The 15,747-nt window shown below is 39.4% G+C and carries 19 protein-coding genes; 16 read left to right on the top strand and 3 right to left on the bottom strand.

Annotation, left to right across the window (positions count from 1 at the left end):
• Positions 1 to 373: 373 nt before the first annotated feature.
• From HX743_RS16575 to HX743_RS09800, 3 genes are all read right to left on the bottom strand, one after another.
• The gene (locus tag HX743_RS16575; RefSeq protein ID WP_329608963.1) at positions 374 to 562 is read right to left on the bottom strand and encodes an Arm DNA-binding domain-containing protein; all 189 of its coding nucleotides are present in this window, start codon (positions 560 to 562) and stop codon (positions 374 to 376) included.
• 956 nt (positions 563 to 1,518) lie between these two features.
• Positions 1,519 to 2,520: a phage portal protein gene (locus HX743_RS09805; protein WP_178319126.1), complete on the bottom strand. Its 1,002-nt coding sequence runs from the start codon at positions 2,518 to 2,520 to the stop codon at positions 1,519 to 1,521.
• Positions 2,520 to 4,304, bottom strand: a complete 1,785-nt coding sequence (locus tag HX743_RS09800; RefSeq protein WP_178319125.1) for a terminase large subunit domain-containing protein — start codon at positions 4,302 to 4,304, stop codon at positions 2,520 to 2,522. The genes HX743_RS09805 and HX743_RS09800 overlap by 1 nt, the downstream gene beginning before the upstream one ends.
• 153 nt (positions 4,305 to 4,457) lie before the next feature.
• Here HX743_RS09800 and HX743_RS09795 point away from each other — a divergent pair, with 153 nt between their 5' ends.
• The 16 genes from HX743_RS09795 to HX743_RS09710 all read left to right on the top strand — a co-directional run bounded on the left by HX743_RS09795 (position 4,458) and on the right by HX743_RS09710 (position 15,744).
• Positions 4,458 to 5,276, top strand: a complete 819-nt coding sequence (locus HX743_RS09795) for a GPO family capsid scaffolding protein (protein ID WP_178319124.1) — start codon at positions 4,458 to 4,460, stop codon at positions 5,274 to 5,276.
• A 15-nt stretch (positions 5,277 to 5,291) separates the two neighbouring features.
• Complete coding sequence (locus HX743_RS09790) at positions 5,292 to 6,302, top strand: phage major capsid protein, P2 family (protein ID WP_178319123.1); 1,011 nt, start codon at positions 5,292 to 5,294, stop codon at positions 6,300 to 6,302.
• A gap of 9 nt (positions 6,303 to 6,311) precedes the next feature.
• Positions 6,312 to 7,004 carry a phage terminase small subunit gene (gene gpM, locus HX743_RS09785; protein WP_178319122.1) on the top strand — a complete coding sequence of 231 codons (693 nt, stop codon included), beginning with the start codon at positions 6,312 to 6,314 and terminating at the stop codon, positions 7,002 to 7,004.
• A gap of 95 nt (positions 7,005 to 7,099) precedes the next feature.
• Positions 7,100 to 7,549, top strand: coding sequence for a head completion/stabilization protein (locus tag HX743_RS09780; RefSeq protein WP_178319121.1), 450 nt, complete (start codon positions 7,100 to 7,102; stop codon positions 7,547 to 7,549).
• A complete protein-coding gene (locus HX743_RS09775) occupies positions 7,546 to 7,758 on the top strand; it encodes a tail protein X (RefSeq protein ID WP_178319120.1) in 213 nt (70 codons plus the stop codon). Before HX743_RS09780 ends, HX743_RS09775 begins: the two co-directional genes overlap by 4 nt.
• Positions 7,759 to 7,764: 6 nt before the next feature.
• Positions 7,765 to 8,160: a putative holin gene (locus HX743_RS09770; RefSeq protein WP_178319119.1), complete on the top strand. Its 396-nt coding sequence runs from the start codon at positions 7,765 to 7,767 to the stop codon at positions 8,158 to 8,160.
• A gap of 2 nt (positions 8,161 to 8,162) precedes the next feature.
• Entirely contained in the window at positions 8,163 to 8,435 is a 273-nt protein-coding gene (locus HX743_RS09765; RefSeq protein WP_178319118.1) for a phage holin family protein, read from the top strand.
• Positions 8,432 to 9,286 carry an N-acetylmuramidase family protein gene (locus tag HX743_RS09760; RefSeq protein WP_178319117.1) on the top strand — a complete coding sequence of 285 codons (855 nt, stop codon included), beginning with the start codon at positions 8,432 to 8,434 and terminating at the stop codon, positions 9,284 to 9,286. The genes HX743_RS09765 and HX743_RS09760 overlap by 4 nt, the downstream gene beginning before the upstream one ends.
• Entirely contained in the window at positions 9,283 to 9,816 is a 534-nt protein-coding gene (locus tag HX743_RS09755) for a phage tail protein (protein ID WP_178319116.1), read from the top strand. The genes HX743_RS09760 and HX743_RS09755 overlap by 4 nt, the downstream gene beginning before the upstream one ends.
• Positions 9,817 to 9,828: 12 nt before the next feature.
• A complete protein-coding gene (locus tag HX743_RS09750; protein WP_178319115.1) occupies positions 9,829 to 10,278 on the top strand; it encodes a phage virion morphogenesis protein in 450 nt (149 codons plus the stop codon).
• Positions 10,279 to 10,592: 314 nt separating this feature from the next.
• On the top strand, positions 10,593 to 11,219 hold the full coding sequence (locus tag HX743_RS09745; RefSeq protein WP_178319114.1) for a phage baseplate assembly protein V: 627 nt from the start codon (positions 10,593 to 10,595) through the stop codon (positions 11,217 to 11,219).
• Complete coding sequence (locus HX743_RS09740; RefSeq protein ID WP_178319113.1) at positions 11,219 to 11,563, top strand: GPW/gp25 family protein; 345 nt, start codon at positions 11,219 to 11,221, stop codon at positions 11,561 to 11,563. The genes HX743_RS09745 and HX743_RS09740 overlap by 1 nt, the downstream gene beginning before the upstream one ends.
• A complete protein-coding gene (locus HX743_RS09735; protein ID WP_178319112.1) occupies positions 11,560 to 12,477 on the top strand; it encodes a baseplate J/gp47 family protein in 918 nt (305 codons plus the stop codon). The genes HX743_RS09740 and HX743_RS09735 overlap by 4 nt, the downstream gene beginning before the upstream one ends.
• Positions 12,474 to 13,001, top strand: a complete 528-nt coding sequence (locus tag HX743_RS09730; protein ID WP_178319111.1) for a phage tail protein I — start codon at positions 12,474 to 12,476, stop codon at positions 12,999 to 13,001. Before HX743_RS09735 ends, HX743_RS09730 begins: the two co-directional genes overlap by 4 nt.
• Positions 12,998 to 15,334 (top strand): phage tail protein, encoded by a 2,337-nt coding sequence (locus HX743_RS16265; protein ID WP_214129014.1) that lies wholly within the window; start codon positions 12,998 to 13,000, stop codon positions 15,332 to 15,334. The genes HX743_RS09730 and HX743_RS16265 overlap by 4 nt, the downstream gene beginning before the upstream one ends.
• Positions 15,334 to 15,744 carry a hypothetical protein gene (locus HX743_RS09710; RefSeq protein WP_178319110.1) on the top strand — a complete coding sequence of 137 codons (411 nt, stop codon included), beginning with the start codon at positions 15,334 to 15,336 and terminating at the stop codon, positions 15,742 to 15,744. The genes HX743_RS16265 and HX743_RS09710 overlap by 1 nt, the downstream gene beginning before the upstream one ends.
• The last annotated feature ends 3 nt before the right edge of the window (positions 15,745 to 15,747 follow it).

Raw genomic sequence — 15,747 nt, 5'->3', positions numbered from 1 at the left:
TGTTCAAATGGCGATTCAGCGTTTAATTGGTTTTGGGAAAAAAGAAGAGTTTAAGGAAATTTTGGCAATTTTAAGAAGGCAGAACCCTGATAGGATAAGGGTTCTGTGAAATTTGTCGTGTACAGAGTAAAAATATTTAAGATTTTTTGAAAGGAAGTTATATGTGTCACTCCCTTTCTTTTGCTCCTATTCGCCACTCCAACTCGATCAACACACTTTCAAAGAAAAACTTCAACATAACAAATAAACGCGAATGAGAGTGTTCTAGAGCGCGTATTGAACCGTACCAGGTTTGTCGGAGACCAACTTTCTTGAGAGAGAATGTTCCAATGACAAAACCAAAATATACCCCTGAAATCAGAGAAAGAGCGGTTCAATTATTGATTGAATCCGAAAATGAACCGTAAATGAATTGCCATGTCTTTGTGCCACTAGGTCTAACAATTAAGTACAACCCGTTGCCATCAGCAAGCTTATTATTGACAAGTTTTCCTTGAGAGTTGACTTTGGGCTTTGCCGAAGAACACTTGGTATCGGTGAGAGGTTTGACGATTTTAGCCATAATAAAGATATAAATTTCGAAAAGATAAACCGTATCTTTAATCGTATCTTTAAAACATTGGGATGTGTATAGGCATGGGTTGGTATGCAGAAACAACAAAGCCCTGAATTATCAGGGCTTTCGAAGCTTATATACCATTGGTTGGCATATAATTATATATCTGTGGTCCCGAGGGTCGGACTCAAAGTAATTTTATAAAACAGATATATAAAGGCAAAAAAGCGGGAATTAGGTGGAAATAGTACGTTTTATCGTGATTTTTATATGCGAAATATCTACAATGCTGAATCTTAAAAAAAGCACAGTTTAAAAATTCTAAGTGTGGTTTCGGAAAGAGGTAATAAAGGTAACTGCCATTCAAAAATACACAATAAACCCATGAAAATATTAAATAAATTTCTAATTTTAAAAAGGTAACTTATAGGTAATCTAAAGGTAATTTATTACCCTTTAAAAAGGTAACAAGTGATTACCTTATATACTGTTGATTTAATTAATAATATTGAAAATATTTTTATTTTGATTACCTGAGATTACCCCCAAAAGGTAACACATAAATAAATATATAAATCATAAGCTTATGTCAAAAAAACAGCCAAATAATTTATTGATTACCTTTTTTTGGTTTTTTAATTCTTCGCAGAGGTTCCCCCTTTTTATATCGATCTAAATCTGAATCTGTTGAACTGCAGAATATTAGAGAAATATGCAGAAATACGCAGAATTGGTATTCCCCCTGTTCTATCTATACCCAACCCTGTCTATATAAGGCTTTGGACAACTGAGCATACTCAAAAAAACTAAAGGGATTCCAACACAAGAAGCCTGCAGGTGACGTGGGGGGTCAACCGCACGGCTCCAGCAAGACTTTCTGGTTTTAAATATTTTCACTGAGCATAAAAAAACCACCCGAAGGTGGTTCACATATAATTATGAAAGCTTCACACATAACTATCTTAAGTCGTACCACGTACTTCTTTATAAGTCTTGAAGTCAATCACAGTCTGACCAAGCCATTCGTTAATGGGGTTGGCAATACGTTTCTGTAGCGGAATGATTTCAGAATTCCAATGCACCTGTTCAGCATCAGAGATAGAGCCAAAGCCACCAGTATTATTTGGAACAATACCTAACAGCTGCGGTGGTGTTCGCATTGCAGCAAGAATGTCATCACGGGTGATAGATTTAATATTTGAGAAGTCATCCTTTGCAGCAACTTCAGACACAGGGATTAATTTCAATCCATCTGGCTTACCGTTTGGTGAATGCAGAAAAAGGTTACGAAAGTTACCAGGACCTTTACTTTCTTTTAATGCTTGGCGTATCGCATCAACATCTTTTTCGTTTTGCTGTGGATCCGTCAAATATAGAATGTAACCAGCATGACTACCATTATTGTAATACTTGCGACGGAATAGAGTTGCAGACTCATTGAGCCATGCAGACTGGAGTGATGACAAATATTCTGGTGAACCATAAATTTCTTGATTGATGTCGCACTCACGGACTTGGAATACAGAATCACGTGCAAAGTGGTGATATTTCCAATTTTCAGTGATCATCAAAAATTCTTTAAGATCTTTTTTGCGTCGCATGTACTTTGCTAATGGTGTGCTGACTTGAACTACACGGCCAGAGCGACTTCTTATTGCTTCGACATACCCCATCCCAAAAACCAAAAAATCCATTGCCAGCTGCTCAAAGGCTTTGGAGGACATCACTGTATTTGGTTTGAATGCTGAAACCAGTTGATTCCTTTTGTAGATAATAGCCGTGGATAAATACGGGGTAGATCTAAATGACTTCGCTAAACCTTCAAGACTAACTGGTGGTTCATAATAGGTACCATTCCAATAGACATTGAACATACTAGAAAAGTCGTGAGCATTAATTACTGGCTCTGGATCACCAAAAGTAAATGCATGAATAGGAAGTGTATGCTGTTGATCTTGTTGCATCAGAAAAATTCCATTGAAGATGTATTTTGAGAAGTACGGCCTTCCAGTGGTTCATTCACAAAAACATGCATACATGCCCAGGCAAGATCGGCATGACCAACTTCCTCTGAACGTGTAGCCTCGAATGTAAACTGACGACCAGAACCAGTCATAGTTTTTTTAATAGCCATCAGGCTTTGGGCAACATCAGTCCATCCAGCATCAAATTCAAAGCGATTATTGCGGATCACGTCCATTGTCTTTAGAACTAACATGGTTTTAATTTCAACTGAATAACTAAAAGTAGTTAGTGCTGGGAAGAACTGGCGAACCAATTGTGCAACGCCAGTGCCCATGCCTGTCGTATCAAGTCCGATATAAGTGACGCGGTAATTGTCACAAACCTTTTTGATATAGGCGGCCTGTGCCTTGAAGTCCATGCCTTTGAACTGATGACGTTCCAGCAAACGGAACTTTGGATAATCTGCGGTCGGTGGAGCAATCACCACAAGCCCTGCACTATCACCTGACTCGGCAGGGTCATAACCCAGCCAGACTTCCTGATAACCGAACGGACGTATGGCTAACGGTTTAAAATCTTTTGCCCATTTCTCCCAGCTGTCGACCATTAAAGGTTGAATCATGGCCAAAGGGAAAACAGAATGACCATCATCCATGAATTCACACATCAGCAAATTCGCAAATGATTCTGCAGAATATTCAAACTTCAATTCATCAATATCGAATAAATCGCAGCCGCCACGTTCAGCATCATAAATATTGACAATCTGACGCCAGATTTTGTCTTCACATAAACGGCCTAGCTGCAATGCCTTATGACTGACATCAATATTTAGCCGCTGATCTTTTGGACGTCCTTTATTGAAAATTTCACCTGTCCAGAAATTGTATGCTTGGTGTGATTTACTGGATGGTGTTGAGAAATAAGTTTTGCGCCATTTCTTATGCATGGCCATGCCAGAGGCAACTTTCTGAAGTTCAGTAAAGCCATGAACCCAAAAGTATTCATCAAAGTAAAAATTTCCGTGGAAGCCCTGGGCTGTTTTGGCATTCGTACCAAGAAATATAAGTTCTGCAGATGATCCTTCATCAAAATTTAATGTGATTGGATCCCCTGATAAATCGATATCAATTGATTCAGCAGCAAACGACTTAATGTAAGACTTAAACACATGCGCCTGTGCTTTTGATGCAGACAGGAAAATTTGGTTGCCACCTCCTGTAATTGCATCTACAAATGCTTCACGTGCAAAATAATATGTCGCACCGATCTGACGCGACTTTAAAATATTTCTAGAACGTTGATTTTTAGCACGGTACCAATTCCGTTGATATTCAAACAATCCATCATCAAAGTCTGACTGAACTTTTTCAATCATTGCCTGGGTAATAAGATTGCGCTTTGGCATCTTTTTAGCTTTAGCATTTCGATTTTGAATTTTAGGATTGATGTCCCCTTCATTTCCTTCATCTGTGAGATATTTTTCACGTCTGGTGTAACGATCTTTTTGACGCTCCAAAAGATCAATCTCTTTAAAATCACCAGGTGTTTTTTTATCAAGCAAATATAAAGTACATAGCCGTGCTTCTAATGCTTGAGCTGCAATTCCTGCAGGTGCATCCTTTTCCCATTCATCACGTTGCTTCCATGAGTGAACAGTTTTCTCATTTTCATGTAGATATTCAGAAATGCTACTGACACGCCAACCCATCCAATATAAAAACTTGGCCTTAGTTCTGTTGTCATAAGTCAGCGCAAAACGCTCATTATCAATATTATTCATGCGTTCATTAAAGCAATGCACCTAATACATTGCTTGAGCTGCATTTTGTAAGCGCCCCGCTTACAAACTCAACCTGTTTACTAATAGTTCAAGACTTTCAATCATGCAGATATTTGATGCAAAAACTGCATAACGAACAAAACAGGTAATCTCATGGCGAAATCAAAAAAATTTCGTGTTGCTGTCGCAGGTGACACGATTGACGGGCGCAAGATTGAACGATCTTGGCTTGAGCAAATTAGCAAAAATTACAATCAACAAACTTATGGCGCTCGTGTTTGGGTAGAGCATTTACGCGGTATTTTGCCTGATTCTTCATTTCGTGCATACGGTGATGTTATTGCAGTAACAACTGAAGAAGTTGAAATTAACGGTGAAAAACAGTTGGCATTGTATGCAGAAATTGATGCAACTGATGACCTCATCGAAATGAATAAAAAACGCCAAAAAATTTATACCTCTATTGAAGTGGATCCTGACTTCCAAGGTAAAGGTGAAGCTTACTTGGTTGGTTTGGCCATTACTGATTCACCTGCTTCAATCGGTACAGAAAAACTTTCTTTTTCAAGCATGGTTGCCAAGTTTGGTGAGAATTCAGAAAAAAATGCTTTCTCTGTTGCTGAAGAATCAAAAATTGAATTTGAAGATGATGGAAAAGGAATGTTTGCAGGTCTGATCCAAAAGTTCAGCGAAATGTTCACTCCAAAATTAGAAGCACAGGAAAAAGACGTTCAAACCAATTTTTTAGAGCTTAAAACGGTTTTAGAAAAAGCAGGTGATGCGTTTACTGCCCAAAAAACTGCAATGGACACTCTGCAACAAAAATTTAATCAGCTTGAAAGTAAATATTCAGAGTTAGAAACCAAATACGCTGAAATTGACAAAAAGTTCAATGAACAGCCAGACCCAAACCATGAAACCCGACCACCACAAACTGGTAACCAAGGGTCATCAGTTGCTGTCGTTTACTAATACGGAATAATTAATATGCGTAATGATACACGTAAAAAATTTAATCACTATATTGCTGAAGTTGCTCGTATTAATGGAGTCACTAGCGCAGATACGACTTTTACGGTAGACCCTACTCCAGCACAAAAACTGGAAGAAAAAATTCAGCTTTCAAGTGAATTTTTAAGTCGAATCAACACTATCCCTGTATCTGAAAAAACAGGTGAAGCACTGGCATTATCTGTGAATTCAACCATTGCTGGACGCACAGATACGTCAGGTGAAGGTGAGCGTAATCCAGCAGATCCAACTGGCTTAAGTAAAAACACTTACGACTGTCAAAAAACTGACTTTGACATTGCATTGCCTTATGCCAAGTTAGATGCCTGGGCTAAGTTTCAAGATTTCCCTGAAAAATGGGCTGGTGCATGTGCATCTGCCATCGCGCTTGACCGTATCATGATTGGTTTTAATGGCACCAGTATTGCTGCAACAACCAACCGTACGGCAAACCCTAAACTGCAAGATGTAAACATCGGTTGGCTTGAAAAAATTCGTACCCGTGCACCAGAACGCCATATGAAAGAAGTGGTCGAATCTTCTGGAACTGTAAAAGTTGGCGCCACAGGTGACTATAAAAACTTAGATGCTTTGGTACAAGATGCTGTAAGCAACTTTATTGATGAAGTACATCAAGATGCTACTGATCTTATTGTGATCTGTGGTCGTAGTCTTTTAGATGATAAAAACTTTGCTATCGTCAATCAGACACAAGACAACCAAAATGTGTTGGCGGGACAGATTCTAATTGGCCAAAAGCAAATTGGTGGTCTACCTGCTGCTCGTGTTCCATTCTTCCCTGATAACGCATTATTGATCACGTCTTTTGACAACCTTTCTATTTACTATCAAGAAGGTGCAAAACGTCGTGCAATTATTGATGAACCAAAGAAAAACCGCGTTGCCGACTATCAATCAAGCAATGAAGATTACGTTGTAGAAGCGTATGAAAAAGTTGCTTTCGTAGAAAACATTGAGATCGTTTAAAGGTGATCTATGAGCCATGCTCGTAAACATCGCCTTCGTGTCTTGGCAGAGCAATCTGCCAAGGCAGATCAGTTTGGCGATAACCGTCTAGATGCTTCAATTTATCAATTACAGCTCATCGAACTGAAAAATGATAAATCCATTTTATCAGGCATCAAATCAGAGCAGTTAAGAGCTGAAGCTAAAGCCAAAATTATTCCAAAGCATTTACCGTATGTAGAAGGCATCATTTCTGCAGATCAGAAAGTAAATGATGAAGTCGTTACAACAATTATGTTGTGGTGCTTTGATGCTGGAATGTTTGAACAAGGTTTGCGTATTGCAAAATTTGCATTGGCGCATGGTTTGGAAATGCCTGATTCATTTAGTCGTGATACGCCAAGTATTGTCGCTGAAGAAATTGCGAATGCTGCTTTAAGCAAAATTCGTGCAGGTGAATCTTTTGATCTGAATGTTATGTGTGAAGCACTCAACATGACCGAAGCATACGATATGCACGATCAGATCCGAGCGAAGTTAAACTGTGCCATTGGCAAAAGTTATATGGCTGAAAAAGATTACAGCCTTGCCGTTCTCTACATGAAAAAGGCCATAGAGCTACAAAGTAATGTTGGGTGTAAACAGGATTTAGCCCAAGCTGAAAAGCTCTTGGTCAAACAAACAGAAGAAAAACAGGATGAACAACCTGTTAGTACTTCTTAACAAGTGCCCCCTGCACCAGTCGGCATGATGGGGATGACAAAACTTTCAAGTTCTTGTTCTGAACCATCATCCACCGACTCTTAGGATAAAAATATATGAGTGGATTAACGTTTAACGGTACTAATAATACAGATCAGACCATTACTAACGATCCATTTTTTATTGATATTTCATTAAAAACTGTACGTGAGTCATTACGTTTTGATGGCAGCGTTTCAGACATGCGTCTGATTGAAGCAATTGAAAATGCGCTGATAGAAATTAATACGGGTCTCGCCCTATTAAAAAATAATGGTGGATCCTTGGCTGAATTAGCTACAGGTCAAATCAACAACAAACCAAACACTCATATTTTATATTTTCGCGCAGTCGTGGCACACGTTGGTGCACATATCAATGAAAAGTATCGCTCTTATGACAGTACTAGCACTGGACAGAAACGAGCTGAAGATATGACGCCAACCATTGATGAATACCGTCGTGACTTGCGTTGGGCCATGCGGGATTTACTTGGTTCTGCCCGAACAACAGTGGACTTGATATGAAAAAAACAATCTTGTCTTTACAGAACGATACCGTGGATCTGATCTGTTGGCGACATTACGGACGTACAAGTGGTGTTGTTGAAGCTGTACTCGAAGCAAACCCTGCCCTAGCAAAACAAGGACCAATCCTAACCATTGGAACATCTGTGGTTCTCCCTGAAATCAATACACAACAACAAACTGCCCAAACGATTTCGCTTTGGGATTGAGGTTATATGGCTGAACCAACATCATCGACCACCGTTGCTATTACCGCTGGCGCAGGTCTGATTTCTCTTCTTCCATTTGTGAATGGAGACGCTTTATTTGGTGCCGTGATTGGTGCTGCATTTGTGTCATTTTATTCACAGCAAGGCGGTTACGAAAAACGTATTGGCGCGTTTTTAATTTCGACAGCAATTGGCTATTTATTTGCACCTGAAGTTGTCAAATACAGTTTTATTGATAGCTATTCAAGCGGTGCATTTATCACTGCCCTATTTGCCATTTTAGTTTTAAACAAAGTAATGGCTTGGGCAAATGGTGCAACGCTTTCTGAAATTATTTCAGCTTTCTCAGGAAAATTTATTGATGTCCTTAACTTGTTCAGAAACAAGAAAGGTGGAGATTGATCATGCTTGAAATTATTTTCTCTATTTGTGCGGTCTTCTGCTACATGATCTGTGCATTACGAATCATTTGTGTTGACTGTGAATTTTCTGAATGCAGCCGTCTGCACTCCATTGTATCGGCCCTGCTTATTGCAGCTTTCATGGCGCAAAGTGTGAATATTCTATTCCTAAAAGATCCCGTCACAATCTGGGATGTCTTCTTTGCATTAGTTCTTAGTGCCGTGGTCTTTAAGGCCAAGGGGAACGTATCAGCAATGTTTTGGAGAACATCATGATTTTAAAATTTGGTTCAAAGGGTGCTGATGTCAGCACCTTACAAAAATTACTGATCAAAGCTGGCGTTTCTGGAAAAAACAAAAAGCCATTAAGTGTTGATGGTGACTTTGGTGAAAACACTGAATATGCCGTTATTCAATTTCAGAAATTGAAAAATCTAAAAGTGGATGGCTTGGTTGGTGATTACACATTAAAGGCACTACGTGGCGAAGACACCAGTAAACTTTTAAAAGATTCAGATCTAGCCGCTGGTGCAAAGCGTCTTGGTGTTCCAGAAATTGTAATTCGTGCTATTGCAGAAGTAGAAACACATGGGGATGGGTATTTGTCGAATGGCAAACCAAAAATTCTATTTGAACGTCATCGCATGTATTTTTATCTAGCACAAAAGTTCGGTAAAGAATTTGCAAATTACACAATGAAGCGACTCCCAAATATCGTGAATACCTCCACAGGTGGTTATCACGGGGGAACAGCTGAACATGTACGATTGTCATTGGCAAAACAAATTGATGAAGAGTGTGCTTTGCAATCTGCTAGTTGGGGGCGCTTTCAGTTAATGGGTGAAAATTGGAAAAATCTCGGCTATGCATCTGTACAAGAATTTGTGCAACAGCATGAACAAGGCGAATCTTTACAATTTGAAGCGTTCCTTCGATTCTGTGAATGGAAGTCAGGAACTATAGATGGTAAGAAAGTCACACTACTCGAAGCGTTACAGAGTAAAGACTGGCATTCTGTTTTTACCCTTTATAACGGGCGCAACTATAAAAAACTAGGCTATCACAGCAAGTTTTTACGTGTGCTGAACCGCTTAGATGAGCATTACGAACAGAGCGCATTGGCATGAATAAGCCGCATAGTTTACGCGAGTACTTAATTAATAGTATTAAGTACTTAAAGATAAACCCTGACAAACTCAGCATGCATATTGAGAACGGACGTTATCGCTCAACAATGACGTCTGGACTCAGCATGATGGCCATTTACCCTGTCAAAATTATTATTCAGGATTTTGCAGGCGATGCTAATACCATCGCATTTGTACTGTATCAGTGGATCAGAACACATCAATCTGAACTCATGACTAATCTTGAAACAAATAAAGATGCCGTTAAATTTGAAGCCGACATTATCGACAATACCAAAGCCGATTTAATGTTTGAAATTGAATTATCAGAACGTATCATCATCAAGAAAAATGAACTTGATGCGTATGAATTCACTTATCCACCAGAGCCCCAGTATGAACCTGCTTTCGCTGCTCAAACTTATGAATTAGTCGATGAAAATGGCGTGATCGTAGCCAGCTGGCAAAGCACTGACCCTGAAAATAAAACTGACTTGACCATGCCCTTTACCAGTAAATCATCGGTTTAGTAAAGGTGAACCATGCAGAACAATTTGAATGATCTGGTGAAATACCTAACCCCGCTACTGGATAAGCTTAGTGCAAGTGAAATGGCAAAATTAAATAAAAAAGTTGGTGCTGACTTGCGTAAAAGTCAGCAGCAGCGTATTTCATCACAGGCAAACCCAGATGGATCGGCTTATACCCCTAGACGTTTACGTCAAGGCCAACGTATCCGACGTAAAATGTTCAGCAAATTACGCACAACAAAATATCTGCGTAACTTTAGTAATGCAGATAAAGTTAGTGTAGGTTTTTTAAGTCAGGTAAATAGAATTGCATCTGTACACCAATTTGGTTTTAAAGATCGTGTGGAACGTAATGGACCATCAGTGACTTATCCAAAACGTGAATTACTCGGATTTTCTGATGCAGATGTAAAACTAATTGAAGATTCTGTGCTGAAGCATTTAGATGTGATCGGTAAATAAAAACAGCCGAACCGCCACGGTGGCAAACCGTCAATGTGAGTGTTGCTACTCTGACTTATATATTTCTCTTTATAAACAAGTCTAAAAATAAAAAGTGTTTATCCAACATACTCTCTGCAGATCAATCCTACTTGATCAGCGCGACTGGAGGTAGGTCGCTTCGTTGTTTCTTGATATGTCAGCAAGCAATGGGAATCCATACTTACTCCAACATATTGAGCAAAACTAAAATATGAAAGTCTGTGCTTTTGTACTCCCCTCACTTACAAAATCCCGCTAATGCATCCCTATTTTGCATACTGCAAAGTATCAGCATGAATGCAGAATCAAATCGTCGTCTTGAAAACATTATCCGCTTTGGAACTATCAAGACCGTAAACCCATCTAGTCCAATTCCTACAGTCACTGTCAATCTTGGCGACATCGTGACCGATGAAATTCGCTTTATTACCACCCGTGCAGGAAAAGATAAAACGTGGGATGCACCGAGTGAAGGTGAAGAAGTTATGGTGCTGTCACCTTGTGGCGAAATCGGTTTAGGCGTGGCTATTGGTGGTTTTTATAATGATTCTTACCCTACCCCATCCAATGATCCAAATTTAAAACTTCGGCTTTTTGAAGATGGTTGTGTGATTTCCTATGACGTCGCATCACATCATCTGGCCGCAATCCTGCCAGGTGGTGGTACTGCCACCCTAACCGCTGATGGCGGTGTAACCGTGAACGGTGATACAACGATCAATGGAAATCTGCAGATTAACGGCAATACCAGCATGACTGGAAACAATGCCGTTCAAGGCAGTCAGTCAGTAAACGGTACTAGCTATGCGAAAGGTTCATTAACTTGTGATGGTGATGTTACTGCTGCTGGAATCAGTCTGAAAACCCACATCCACTCTGGTATCCAAACTGGTGGTGGAAATACGGGAGGTCCACAGTAATGATGTCACGTGACACTGGTTTAGAAATCACTGAATTTGAACATATCAAGCAATCTATTCAAGACATTTTACTGACACCAATTGGCTCACGTGTGATGCGTCGTGAGTACGGTTCTCTACTATTTCAGTTGATTGATTCACCAACCAATGATACTACCGAAATTCAGCTTTTTGCTGCTATAGCTGCAGCATTAATGCGTTGGGAGAATCGAATTCAGGTGAATACCGTTTCACTCGAGATGAATCAGCCAGGAAAATTCATTATTGAACTAAATTGCTTACTCAGTAATAGCAATAGACAAGCATCTTTAAGTATTCCACTTCAATTTGGAGCTATCGCATGAATAATATTGATTTTTCAAAATTACCAACGCCAACTCTAATTGAAGAATTAGACTTTGAACAAATTTTTAATAATCGTAAAGAACAATTTATTAATCTTTATCCTCCTGAAGAACAGGAGGTCTGGCGAACAACATTAAATCGTGAGTCTGAACCAGTAACAAAAATTCTTCAGGAAAATGCATATTTAGAGCTTTTATATCGTAACAAACTAAATCGAGATGCACGGGCAATGCTTTTAGCATATTCCACGGGTGCAGAACTGGATCATATTGCCGTCACTTATTATGGTATCCAGAGATTAATAATCACACCTGCTGATAGTAGTGTAATTCCTCCTGTCGCTGAGGTAATGGAATCTGATGAAAGCTTAAAAGAACGTTGCCTGCTGTCATTAGATGCGATGAATACTGCAGGTTCTGTAAATGGATATAAGTTCTTTGCAAAAACAGCAGATGGGCGGGTCGCAGATGTCGCAGTAATTTCAGATGAAGCTAATCCATATCTATTAGACGTAATCATTACACAGCATGACTCTGAAACTGGTGCTGCTTCAGTTGAATTAGTCAATATCGTTCAGGCTGCACTTGATCCAGAAAATGTACGTCCTGTTTGTGATCGGCCTACAGTGAAATCAAGTACAGCCATCAACTATAGTATCAATGCACAATTATTCATTGCCCAAAATGCAGATGGCGCATTAATAATTAACCTAGCAAATCAGCGATTAAATGCGTACATAGAAAAACTGAAACAAATTGGACAAAGTATTCGTTTATCTGCCGTTTATGCTGCTTTGCATGTTGAAGGCGTTAGCCGTGTTGTGATTACAGATCCTGCAAATGATATTCCGATTACACAACATCAACATGCCCATTGTATCGGCAATAATGTCGTTATTGGGGGGACTGAATGAAAACTCTCCTACCTAATGCGACCAAATTAGAAATCGCACTGGCGGCTACTGGAGCGTATGCATTTCAACAACCATCTCTGACTCTAGTTCAAGACTTTGATTTAGTTCCTGAAGATTTCTTACCAGCCTTAGCTTGGCAAGAATCTGTCGATTATTGGGATCATAAATTTGTACCGTCGCTAAAACGTGAATTGATTAAAAAATCACGACAACAGCACAAAATAAAAGGCACACCTGCGGCAATTAAACAGGTATTAACCCCATTTGGTTATGAAATTAAGCTCATCGAATGGTTCAACCAATCTCCAATGGGTACTCCTGGAACGTTTGCACTAGAACTCGATTTAATTGGGCGTGAACTTAATGCCGAAGTGTTTTATGAAGTAAATCGACTTATTTATGAATCTAAAGCAGCAAGTCGGCATGTTTCCAATCTTCAGATTACATCTAATCCAATCATGCCAAACGTTATTGTTTTTGCGGCTCAACATGCCGTTACTTTTGAGAGCAGACCGTTATTATGAGTCAATATTACAATATCAAAACTAATGCTGGTGATGCAGCTATTGCTACAGCTTTAGCGAATAACACAAAATTAAATATCACCCATGTTGCTTTTGGTGATGGCGGTGGATCTGTACCAACTCCATCAAAAAATAGAACGACATTAGTTCATGAGGTACATCGTCAAGCTGTCAATAAATACACTCAACATCCAACTATTTCGAAATGGCTTACTGTTGAAGCAATCATCCCCTCAAATATTGGTGGTTTCTGGATTCGTGAAATTGGAGTCATTGCAGATGGCGTGTTAATCAGCTATGGTTCACATGCGCCATTTTTCAAAGTTGCAGATACAGAGGGCGTTTCAGAATATCGTCTAAAATTTACGATTGATATTCAAGATGCATCTATTGTTCAATTAACTTTAGATGAATCACTTATTTATGCATCACAAGCCTGGGTTAATGAAAATTATGTTCCACGTGCAGACATTGTAAACAATCTAACAACTGCCGATGCAACAAAACCTCTATCTGCAGCGCAGGGTAAAGTTCTGCAAGACAGTAAACTTGGAAAAACTGAGAATGCTGTAAGTGCAACAAAATTACAAACAGCTCGCACAATTGGTGGAGTCGCTTTTGATGGTACTACTAACATTGATTTACCAGGGGTAAATACTGCAGGAAATCAAAATACCAGTGGTAATGCAGCGACTGCGACAAAATTACAAACAGCTCGCACAATTGGCGGCGTGTCGTTTGATGGTTCTGCAAACATTGATTTACCAGGGGTAAATACTGCAGGAAATCAAAATACCAGTGGTAATGCAGCGACTGCGACAAAATTACAAACGGCTCGCACAATTGGCGGCGTGTCGTTTGATGGTTCTGCAAACATTAATTTACCAGGTGTAAATACTGTAGGAAATCAAAATACCAGTGGTAATGCAGCGACTGCAACAAAATTAAACACAGCTCGTAAAATCAACGGTGTCAATTTTGATGGCACTGCAGACATTCTTGTGCCTGACAACTGGCAATATATTCCATATGGCGCAGATCTAAATAATTACACTACTGCAGGTTACTATTTCTGTGATCAGGATATTGTAGGTGCAAGTGTATGGAATTCGCCAATAGCACTTTCATTTAGTCTAATTGTGGAAAAAACGGCAGGGATAGTTCAAAGAATTACAGGCTATTTCGGCGCGAATGCTATTGAGTATAAGCGAGGATTCTATAGTGGTGAGTGGAGTGAATGGGACAAGGTTGTCAGTGCAAAACACAAGGCTGAAACGCTGCAAAACGTAGTTACAAGACATGGTTATGATGAAGCGTTTATTCTTGAACATAACTCAAAAAATGGCTCAGGCTTCTTCTTTGATAACGGAAACGGAAAAACAATTGAGCAATATTCATCAGGGTTCTTTGCAAGCCATAAAGAAGGTGGTTTTTTCACGTTAGGCGCAGAACCATTAAACGGAAGAATTAAAGCTATAACAGGTGTGGTTCGGGGCGACAATACGGTTGATTTAAAGAAAACACATACTGTATTAACGCAAGAATCAACTGGTTTAAGTTATGGTTTAACAACAGGGTTCAATACAAGTCATATTGCAGCTATGTCACCCATGCAGGTTGCTGACTTTTTAGCAGGAAAAAGCAATAATGGTGGGTATTGTCACTACCTAGCGTTAAATGGTCCAACAAGTGGTGGCTCATTCCCTGATGCTTATGGAGCAATCGAGGGGTTTAGTTCAAGAGATAATCATTATTCATACAGTTGGCAACGATTTAGTGCTGTAAATGGTGGGCATCAATACATTCGTTTTGCACTTAATGATAATACGTGGTCTGAATGGTCATCAATTGCACTCACATCAAGTAACGTAGCATCTGCAACAAAACTGCAAACGGCTCGCACAATTGGCGGTGTAAGTTTTGATGGTACGGACAATATTAATTTACCCGGTGTAAATACTGTAGGAAATCAAAATACCAGTGGTAATGCAGCGACTGCAACAAAGCTGAGTACTCCACGTAAAATCAATAATGTTGATTTTGATGGCACGAAGGACATTAATTTACCCTTACTCGGTGTTGGTCAAACGTGGACGAATGTCGCAGCTTCACGTGTAGTAAGAACAACTTATACAAATTCAACAGGTCGTCCTATTCAATTGTTTATTAATGCAAACTTTGATAATGGCTACATAACACTTAATGGTGACAGAATCTTTGTGGCCGATGCTGCGGCATGGGGATGGCTCAATTTAATTATCCCGGATGGAAACACATACATGATCGAAGGTAGTGGAGATCAAAGAGTCCTTGCTTGGTGGGAACTACGATAATGAAATATTTTAAATGTGAAAATGAAGTTTACGCTTTTGAGTTAGATGGCTCACAAGATCATCTAATTACCGAAGAGCATGTTGCTATGACTGATGAAGATGTGGATCGTCATATAAATCCACATAAATACTCTTCAGATGAAGAAAAACGAACTTTCTATTTAGCATCGTTGCGCCCACTCACTCGTAGACAATTCAAATTAACACTACTTGAAAATGGGTTGCTTGACCAGATTGAAAACTCAATCAGCGCAATAGAAGATGATCAGACACGAGCACGTATTCAAATTGAATACACTGAAGCGACCGAGTTTCATCGTACAAGTGATTCAGTCGCATATATGTGTCAATTGCTCGGCTTGACTGATGAACAAGTTGATCAAATTTGGGAACATGCTTTGACGTTATAAACT

Source organism: Acinetobacter sp. Swhac1 (assembly GCF_013390985.1).
Taxonomy (GTDB): Bacteria; Pseudomonadota; Gammaproteobacteria; order Pseudomonadales; family Moraxellaceae; genus Acinetobacter; species Acinetobacter towneri.
The sequence above is the reverse complement of the archived record's forward strand: the minus strand, read 5'-3'. Positions and strand labels throughout refer to the sequence as shown.